Genomic DNA, 9312 nt, shown 5'->3' with positions numbered 1-9312 from the left:
GTTGCGAAGCAACCGAACCGACGCCCGACCTGCGGTGGCTGCCTGTGCAAGGTTGGTGTTGTTGGCCGCCGTCGCCACCGCGATCGCCTCGGTGAAGTTTGCTTCGGCGCGCTCGAAATACACGGTGTGCGGTCCGGGGGCGCCACCGTTGATCACGCCTTGGCAGAAATTCTCACCGAGATGGCGATTGGCATAGCCGGCCCACACGAGCGCCTGGGCGAGGGTGACATTGTTCGCCGACGCGGTACCGAGCACCGTCTTGATGCGGGAAACCGCGTCTTCCGATGTCCAACGGGCGCGCTGGGAAAAATTCCACCAGTTTCCGCCATCATCGTCGCTCAGTTTGCCACTCTGCTGCTGCACGGAAATGCCAAAGGCACCGGTCGACCCTCCCGGAAAAATCTCACGACTCACCGCGCCGCCGGTGTACGCGGTCCAGTTGAGTGCTTCAGACAGGTCGCGGCCGGCGCCGTTCACGAGTGAACTCAGCGCCGACGGGTTGTTCAGTGCTTCGGCCCGGATCGGTCCGGGGTTGACGGCATCGAGCGCGCAACCCGAGAGTGCGGCAAGCACGCCAAGCGGTGCCACGACGCCGAGCATACGGCGCGGCGTCAGTGCGCGCCGTGAGGTAATCGAAGTACGCATCAGCACGTTCCTCAGTAAGAGATGCGGAGTGACATCAGGAAGACGGCGGGCGCCGGAATCTGCTCGTTGATACCACGGACGACCGCGTTGAACGAATCGTTGTTGGTCATCTCGGGGTCGAACAGCGGCATGCCGAAGTTGCTCCGGAAGATATTTTGCGCCGAGAACACGAAGGTGCTGCTGGCGGTGCGCGGAATCAGCTTGCCGAGCGGCACGGTGAGCGAGATGTCGCGAATCCGGAAGAAGTCCGCTTTGAAGATGAACATGTCCGACCGCACGTTGGCCGGAATGCACGTGAGTGTTTCACGTACGGTAATCGGCTGGCCCGCCGCAATGTTCCTGAACGCGTCGAAGCAGGTGGGGAAAAGCACCGAGCGTGACAGAGCGGCGAACGACGCCTGCTCTTCCATGAACGCGCCACCCTGATACTCACCACGCACCGAGAGCCTGATGTTTTTCCAGCCGCGGATGTCAACGTTGCCACCGATGATCCTGGTGGGCTGGCTTGGTCCGAAATCATAATTGGACACGGTGTCGGGCGCGACGCCACGGGCGTCGGGGTTACGAATGAGCTTACCGCGCACGACCGCCGCCGGCTTGCCTTCGACCACCCATCCCGAGTTGCCGACGGAAAACGCCGGCGCGCCACCGAGGCTGACGACGTTGCTCACGTTGGTACTGAAGTTGATTCCCGCCTTGAGTCCGAACTTCTCGCGAGTGATGATGTCGTGATTGAGCGCCAGTTCGACACCCGACTTCTGCATTTCACCGACGTTTCTCAACGTCGTGTTGAGGAAGCCTTCACTGGGCACGGACCGCACGCTGAAGAGGGCGTCGGTGGTGGTGGCGTTGAAGTAAGTGAAGTCGACCGACGTGCGACCACTGAACAGCGACTGATCGAAACCCAGCTCGACTTCGGTGGTCCGCTCCGGGCCCAGTTCGGCGTTGCCGAGGTTGAGGGGGCGTACCGCCGACGCCGATCCCCAAGGAATCGGGCTGTACGTCCGCACCGCCGCGAAGGCCCCGGGCGCACGCCCCGCGGAGCCGAGCGCGCCGCGTAATTTGAGCGTCCCGTATTTTTCCTTCCAGAACGACTCGTCGGAGACCACCCACGACGCGTTGATCTTCGGATAGAATTGCAAGCCGAAGTCCTGACCGAAGGCACTATTGCCGTCGAGTCGGCCGCCCACGGTCACGAAGTAGCGGTTCTTGACGCCGAAGAGCACCGTACCGAAGGCGCCGCCCGTAATGATACGCTGGCGATTCTCGTCGGCGTTCCTGATGGCGCCGCTGGCCACGGTCGGATCCGACGGCGTGGCGAAATTCTGGGAGAGCGCAACGACGTCACCCACCTGCGAATTGACGTATTGCGTACCCGCCGAGGCGGTAACCTTCACGCTGCTGCCAAGATTGAAATCGTAGTTGTTCACCCAGTCCGTGCTGAGCGTGACGTTCGACCAACGCTGATTCTGGATGACACCGAACGGCGCAGCCGGGAAACCGAACGGCCGTACATTCCGGTTCTCGAGCGCGGCGCGGTCGAAGCCCACCGTGAAGCGGCTGGAGAAGCGAGTGAACGGGGTAAACGTTCCCGTCACACCCATGATCAAGCGGTCGATGTTCGTGGCCAGCTGTTGCTGGAGCACCTGGCGGATGGTGTCCGGGTTGGCGTTGCCGAAATAGTTACGGTCCTGGCGAAACGCGTTCAGCGTGAGGCCCTGCGCGTTGTTTCCGGCCGGCGTTTGATCGATGAGATTGTTGGTGTATGCGCTGCTCCAGTTCATCGCCAGCTTTTTCATGGGCTGGAAATCCAGATTGGCCCGCACTTGATACTTGCGGTCTTTGTCGTTGGGCAGCACGCCGTCGGTGTTGTCGATATTCGTGGAGAGCAGATACTTCAGGTTTTCGCCCGAACCGCCGGACACCTGGATCGACGTACCATAGCGAGCGGCGTAGTTGTCGAGCCCCGGGATGAATCCGGTCCCCTCGCCGTTGCGCAGAAACGGATCCATGTAGAGGAGCGGTACCGAGTCGGTGCCGAACTTGCGCAGGCTGCTCACGCCACCGTTGAAGCGTACCTGCCACTTCGCCGCACCACCCACGCCGCGCTTCGTGAAGATCTGGATCACGCCGGCAGCGGCGTCGGTGCCGTATAGCGTGGCCGCGGCGGCGCCCTTCACGATTTCGATGCGATCGATATCGTCGGGGTTGATGTCGTTGAGCGGGCTGGAGCTCGAGTTGGCGCCGCGCTGTGTGGTACCGGTGAAGATACCATTGCGCGGGTACTCGTCGCTGCGCGTACGCACGCCATCGATGAAGATGAGCGGCTGGTTCGTGAGCGACACGCTGGTCGTGCCGCGCAGACGGATCGCGGCGCCGCTGCCGGCGTTACCGACACCACCGCCAACTGTCACGCCGGCCAGTCGCCCGGACAGCAGATTCGTGACGTTGGTGGGGACTTCCGGAATATCGGCGAGCTTGATCTGCGCGATGGAGTTACCGACTTCGCGCTTACGCGCCGAACCACCGGTACCGGTGATGACGAGTTCATCGAGCGACAGCGCGCTCACGGTGAGCGCGAAGGTCACGGTCGTGATGGCACCAGCCGTCACCACGATAGGCTTGTCGAGTGGCTGGTAGCCGATCAGGCGCGCGCGCGCTATCTGATTGCCGACGGGTACCGACGCCAGCGTGAACGTACCGGATGCATTCGTGATCGCGCCCAAGGTCGTGCCGGGAATGGCAATCTGCACGTTCGCCAGTGGTGCCCCGGTACCGCTGTTCGTCACGGTACCACGGACGGTGCCGAGCGCGCCTTGCGCCTCGGTGGCAACAGGCGTGATAGAACTGCCAACTGCCAAGGCAGCGACCAGAGCCGCGAGAGCTCGGCCGCCTACGTGTCGGCGGAAGCGCATCAGGACCTCCATGAGGTGAATGGGGTGAAGCGCGTCGCACTGCCAGGAAGGGGAGGCAGGCGAGATCTGGAAAACGGACTCCCGAGTAGATTCGGCTCCAGTGAATCACTTGTCAATCATTTGGTCCTCACCAATCGCGTTTAGTCCCTCCCTTCATTCAGCCCGACCCGCTACGAGGGCCGCTGTGCGCCGCTGCCCGTGCCCGTGCCCGTGAGTGAGAAGTGTGCTCGCAACAGGTCGCGCATGGCACCGGCCACCTCGTCTTCCATGGCGAACAGGTTGCCCTTCATGCCTTCCAGTCGGTCGGCATACAGCGTGAACCCGTCGGCGGCATTCACCAGTCGAACCGTGAGACGAAACTTGTCTCCCTCTGTTTCCACGACGCCTTCCACCAGCGTTCGTACAGGAAGTCGCGTGGTATCGCCAGCGGCAATACGCTTCTGTAGCGCCTCCGCGGCCGAGCGGGAAATCACGCGCAACCCCTTCTCGCGCGACAACGCATCGGTGATGGCGTCGGCGATCGCCTGGGCGGCGAAGGCCTGCGACGAATCGGCGCTGAGGTACACGAACGGCAGCACCGCCACACTGGGCGCCGTATCGAGTGCGGTCATCGCCGGCCGCACAGTGACCACATCGTTGGCCGCGGCCGCGCCTTCGTTCAAGCCGGCAATCCACGCCAACGCCGCCACCAGCATGGCACTCACGCCGGCCAACAGCGCGCGCCATCTCCTCGACGGCGTTCCTGCACGAGCGGGGGCGCGAGCGCCGGTGCGCGCACCGGTGAGCGCTCGAATCGCGGTGGCACCGGTGCCGTTATCGGGGATCGGTGTGAACGATCCACTGATCACCTGCGGGTCATCGAGCGCCTGCGCCAACGCCGCCGCACTGGCGGGTCGCTCGATGGGATCCTTCGCCAGGCACTGCATGATCAACGATGCCAACGCTGCAGGAATGTCCGGACGGTGCCGCTGCACCGGTACCGGTTGCTCGGCGATGTGCGCCGCCATGACCTGCTGCGGCGAGCGATCGGCAAAGGGTGGCGCCCCGACGAGCATCTCGTAGGCCATCACGCCCACGGCGTACAGGTCGATGGGGTAAGAGGCGGCCGGATCGGCGGCCACTTGTTCCGGCGCCATGTACGCGGGAGTGCCCAGCGAAACACCGGCGGTCGTGTACGGTCCGGTCTCCAGATCGTCGGTGTCGTGACGATCGCCGTGACGCGCTTCGGCAAAAGCTTTCGAGACGCCGAAGTCTGCGACCACGGCCGCCCCATTCGCGAGCAACACGTTGTCGGGCTTGATGTCACGATGCACGACGCCGCGCGCGTGCGCCACCGTGAGTGCCCGCGACACATCGCGGAGAATGCGCACCGTGTCCACGACGCCCAGTGATCCGCGCTGCAACCGCGACCGCAGCGATTCCCCGTCCACGAACGGCATCAGGAAGTACGGCAGCCCGTCGATCTCGCCGGTGTCGAGCACCGGCACGATCAGCGGATGCTGCAGGGCCGCAGCCGTGAGAATCTCACGACGGAACCGTTCCACGCTCACACCAGCCGACAGCTCCGGGCGCAGCAGTTTGATCACCACGCGCCGATCGAGCCGCTTGTCGTACGCCACGTACACGCGCGACATGCCACCGCCCCCGAGTTCTCGCTCGATGGCGAAGTCGTCGCCGAGTCGGCGCTGAATTTGCTCTTGCAGGGTGATCATGGCGTGATGAGGGACACGGGATTGGACACCCCGAACAGGCCAGAACGTTCGTACACTTTGTGGGATCGTTTGATTTCCCGGAACTGATCACACAGTGGAAAGAGCAAAGGAGAAAAAGAGCCTAAAAAGAACAAGGAGAACACGTGAGCCAGTCGCTCGGTGTTCTCCTATTCTCTTTATCTCTTTTTCTCTGTGTGATCAGTTCAGCCATTCCGGCGGACGCACACAACGGCACCGTGGTACGTTACGGGTGGGCCGGTCCCATGATGTTCTTCGCGAAGAGCGCAATGATGATCGCGACCACGGCTATCTGACCGATAGGACCAATCGCGATGATCAAGTTGAAAATCGCCGAAATGAGCATCAGCGGAAATTTGACGATCGGCAGGAGCCAATCGGCGTTGGCGGGATACGAAAAGAACGGCATGGATGGCCTTGCAGAGGTTCAAAACCCGAACACCATAAAACTAGCAGGTACCGCTCGATCTTGGAAGCGCTGGAGGTACTGCAGGTCGTCGTCGTCCACTCGGGCCGAGAACTTGTCATAAGTGGGAATGGGAACCAGAGTGCCGTTGGGCAGCACCGTCCACGCGTGTTGCGCGCTGTTGGCCGTGAGAGTGACGAGCTGCACGAGCTTGTCGCGGCTATCCACGACGAGCGGCCGCCCGTCTTTCAGCTCGCGCACGCCAGCGATCTTGGAGGAGGCACCAACGATATTTGGTCACCGCACCCCCTCCCGCAGTTGCCTCGGTCGTACGGATTACGCGCCAGTGCTCATGATGGCGTCCTTCGCGATGACGGCGAAGTCGGCGGCGCCGAACCCTTCGGCTATCACGGCATCCATGCGGGCCGCGAGCGAGGGCAGCACGGCCAACGGCAGGCCACCCGCTGTTTCCATCATCAGGCGCACATCTTTGCGCGCCATCACCAGCTCGAAGCTCGCGTCGAACTTGCCGGCGGCCATCGTGCGTCCTCGCCCCTGCAAAATGTTGCCGGGGTTGAAGAACTCGAGCAGCTTGAGGGCGTCGTTGGGGGCGACGTCGCTGCCTTTCGCGATACTGAACACGTCACTCAGCAGGGCGCCCATGCCGATGATGAAGGCGTTGCCCATCAACTTGTACGCGGCGGCTAGGTCGGAGCGCTCACCGAAGTACTCGACGCGCGCGGCCATGACGCTGAGCGCGTCCTTCACCGACTCGTAGAGTCTCGTAGGGCCGGCGGCGAGGATGATACCCTGACTCAGGCGCGCGGCGGCGGGTCCGATGAAGACGGGGCAGTGGAGATAGTGCACGCCGTCGGCATTCAGGCGTGTGGCCCGTGCCGCGGTGAGGGCGGGCTGTGTCGTGGTGTGATCGACGATGATGGCGTCGGGCGACAACCCCGGGCGCAGCTGCGCAATGATGTCCTCCACGACGGCGTCATCCTTGAGCACGAGGTGCACGCGACTCACTCCGCGAACCGCATCGGCCGGTGTGTGAGCGACGATCGCGCCGAATGCTGTGAGCGCACGAGCTTTGTCGATGGTGCGATTCCACACCGTCACCGTATCGCCGCGCTGACAGGCGGCTTCCACGAAGCCGCTCCCGAGCAGCCCCGTTCCGAGAAACGCGATAGTGGTCATACGGCGAAAGATAGCCGATCGTGCGTTGGCTCTGAAGTTGTGTGTTTTGCGAGGCTTGGCAGACTCTGCCGAGACTTCGGTGCGGTTCTCGAGATCGTTAGTTGACGCGAAGGGCGCGAAGAACGCGAAGAGCCGCGAAGAACAGCAAATGCATTTTCGTTGTTGTTCTTCGCGTGACTTCGCGCCCTTCGCGTCAACTTACGGTCCAGCAGTAGGCACAACGGTCCGGCGCCAGCGGAACAGCCTCCGCACCCGCCGCACGCGGCCCACTCGCCGCCCCACCAGCAGCGCCGGCATGACGAACATCACGCCGAGTGTTCCGGCGATCGTGCCGCCGGCGGTGGCGAGTGCGATCGCGCCGAACAAGCGCGTGGCGTCGGTTCCGATCGACAGCGGAATGAGCGACGCCATGGCGGCCAACGTGACGATCACGATCATGCCCGCCCGGTCGAGCGCCGCGCGGAGCACCTGCCCTGCATGCAAGCGCGAGTCGAGTCCCGCCTCGCGCAGCGCCCGTCGCGTCTCGAGGGCCGCGTCGGTCAGGAGAATGGCCTGATTCACGGCCAGGCCGATCACCAGGATCACACCCACGGCAGCCTCGCGCGTAAAGGCTGCCTTAAGTAGCCAGAATGCCGCCACCACGCCGCCGATGGCCAAGGGCAGTGACAGCAACACCTGCGCCGCGCCCCACATCGAGTCGAACACCAACGCCACCGCGAGGATCACCAACACCACGCCGATCGCGAAGACCAGATACAACCCCTGCTCGCTCTTGTCGCGATCGAACGGCGAGCCGTCGGTGAGATCGATGATGCCGTAACCCGCTGGCGCGGCGAGCGATTTCATGAACGCGGTGTGCGTGCGGCGTGCCAGCTTGGACGGTCCGCGGAAATCGTATGACACCTGCCGGATGTACTGCTGGTCTTCACGCACGATCGTGCTGAGGGCTTCGCGCGCATTCACACTCGCCACATCGCCGATCCGCACCGGTGCGCCGGTGAGCGTGGGGACGATCGCGTCCTGTAACTCCTCGAGACTGCGGTCACGCGCCCCCGCTGCTTTTACCGTAACCGGCAACTCGTCGCCGCCGATCTCGAGCAGCTGACGCCCAACCGGTCCGCGCACTTCGCGCGCAATCGCGCCGGCCAGCAACGAGGCGTTCAACCCGTATCGCGTGAGCGCGGCACGATCCGGTTCGAGTGTGACCTGATAGCCGCGCTCTCCACCGAAATACCCACCGCTGCTGATGCGCACCTCGCGTACGCGCGTGATGCGTTCGAGACGCGACTTGAGGTCGTCTGCCACGCGCCCCACGCCCTCGTACGAGTAGCCACGCACCTGAATGCGAAAGGTCGCGAAGCTCGATCCGCCACCACCGCTCGAAAAGCCCGGGCCATCACCGACCACGCTCACACTCGCACCACCGATCAACACGGCGCGCTGAGTGAGCAGCTCTTGCAGTTCCAACGGCACCGCAGTGAGACCACCAGCGCGCGTGAACAACACCGACATCTGTGCCGACGTGCCCGATCGCGCCGCCGCGCGCACCTGCTCCACTTCGGGGCGCCCCACTACGAGCCGCTCGAACTCCGCCATGCCGCGATCGAGTGTGCCGGGATCGGAGCCGCGGGGAAACGACAGGCCCACGCTGAGTGATGTGCGCCGTTCGCCGAATCCACCGAATGACGAACGCGGCACCTTCTTCACGAAGCCCCACGTGAGCACCGCCAACACCGCTACCGCGCAAACGATCGTGGCGGCGCGCCACCGGAGCAGCCGCACGAGCACGCGCGCGTAAACGCGTCGCAGCTTCGGCCACGCCGTATTCTGCGCTGCTACTCCTTTCCCCAGTGCCGGCACGACCAGCAGTGCAGTGAACACGCTCCAACCCAGCGCGAACACGAACGCGGCGGCGAACGGTACGAAGGCGGCGCGCGTGTCGCCCTGCAGATACAGGAACGGGAACAACACCACCGCCGTGGTGAGTGTGCTGCCGATAATCGCCGGCATGATGCGCTGCGTCGCGCGGGCTCGACCATCGGGCGTATCGGGTTCGGTGCCAAGTCGTTCGACCACCACGAGCCCGTTCTGCACCAGAATGCCGACGCCCATGCCAAGCCCCGCCAGCGTGAGCAGATTGGCCGGAATCTCGAACAGGTACAGCGACAGCGCCGTGGCGGCGATGGCGACGGCCGTTGTGCCCATCACCACGGCCACCGCGCGCCAACGTCGCAAGGTGAACGCCAGGACCAGCAGTACACATCCGAACGCGATCACACTGCGCAAGGCGAGATCGTCGAGCTCCTTCTTCAAATCTTCGCTTTCATCGGCATTGATGCGCAGTCGTACCGCTGGCGGCATGGTGGGCTCGAGCTGCTTGATGGCGGCGCGCAATGCCGCTGCGGTTTTGATGGCGTCG

The 9312-nt window shown here is 63.7% G+C and carries 6 protein-coding genes and 1 pseudogene; all 7 read right to left on the bottom strand.

The features are described from left to right. Positions 1-645 (bottom strand): annotated as a pseudogene (locus ACESNG_RS10370) (hypothetical protein); the annotation flags it as partial. Positions 646-656: 11 nt separating this feature from the next. After that, positions 657-3572, bottom strand: a complete 2916-nt coding sequence (locus ACESNG_RS10365; protein ID WP_373068864.1) for a TonB-dependent receptor domain-containing protein — start codon at positions 3570-3572, stop codon at positions 657-659. Positions 3573-3730: 158 nt separating this feature from the next. After that, positions 3731-5272, bottom strand: a complete 1542-nt coding sequence (locus ACESNG_RS10360) for a protein kinase domain-containing protein (RefSeq protein ID WP_373068862.1) — start codon at positions 5270-5272, stop codon at positions 3731-3733. A 244-nt stretch (positions 5273-5516) separates the two neighbouring features. Next, positions 5517-5699, bottom strand: coding sequence for a hypothetical protein (locus ACESNG_RS10355; RefSeq protein WP_373063191.1), 183 nt, complete (start codon positions 5697-5699; stop codon positions 5517-5519). Positions 5700-5717: 18 nt separating this feature from the next. Further along, positions 5718-5957, bottom strand: a complete 240-nt coding sequence (locus ACESNG_RS10350; RefSeq protein ID WP_373063189.1) for a hypothetical protein — start codon at positions 5955-5957, stop codon at positions 5718-5720. 75 nt (positions 5958-6032) lie between these two features. Further along, positions 6033-6893, bottom strand: coding sequence for an NAD(P)-dependent oxidoreductase (locus tag ACESNG_RS10345; RefSeq protein WP_373068860.1), 861 nt, complete (start codon positions 6891-6893; stop codon positions 6033-6035). A gap of 198 nt (positions 6894-7091) precedes the next feature. Then, positions 7092-9312, bottom strand: a 2221-nt coding sequence (locus ACESNG_RS10340; protein ID WP_373068858.1) for an efflux RND transporter permease subunit, incomplete at its 5' end; no start/stop codon positions are given.

This window comes from Gemmatimonas sp. (genome assembly GCF_041689975.1).
Taxonomy (GTDB): Bacteria; Gemmatimonadota; Gemmatimonadetes; order Gemmatimonadales; family Gemmatimonadaceae; genus Gemmatimonas.
This window is presented reverse-complemented; position numbering and strand designations above follow the sequence as displayed.

What these genes read in the sequence shown, in the direction of transcription:
- ACESNG_RS10365 (WP_373068864.1), bottom strand. Translation starts at nt 3,572, where the DNA reads ATGGAGGTCCTGATGCGCTTCCGCCGACACGTAGGCGGCCGAGCTCTC.
- ACESNG_RS10360 (WP_373068862.1), bottom strand. Translation starts at nt 5,272, where the DNA reads ATGATCACCCTGCAAGAGCAAATTCAGCGCCGACTCGGCGACGACTTC.
- ACESNG_RS10355 (WP_373063191.1), bottom strand. Translation starts at nt 5,699, where the DNA reads ATGCCGTTCTTTTCGTATCCCGCCAACGCCGATTGGCTCCTGCCGATC.
- ACESNG_RS10345 (WP_373068860.1), bottom strand. Translation starts at nt 6,893, where the DNA reads ATGACCACTATCGCGTTTCTCGGAACGGGGCTGCTCGGGAGCGGCTTC.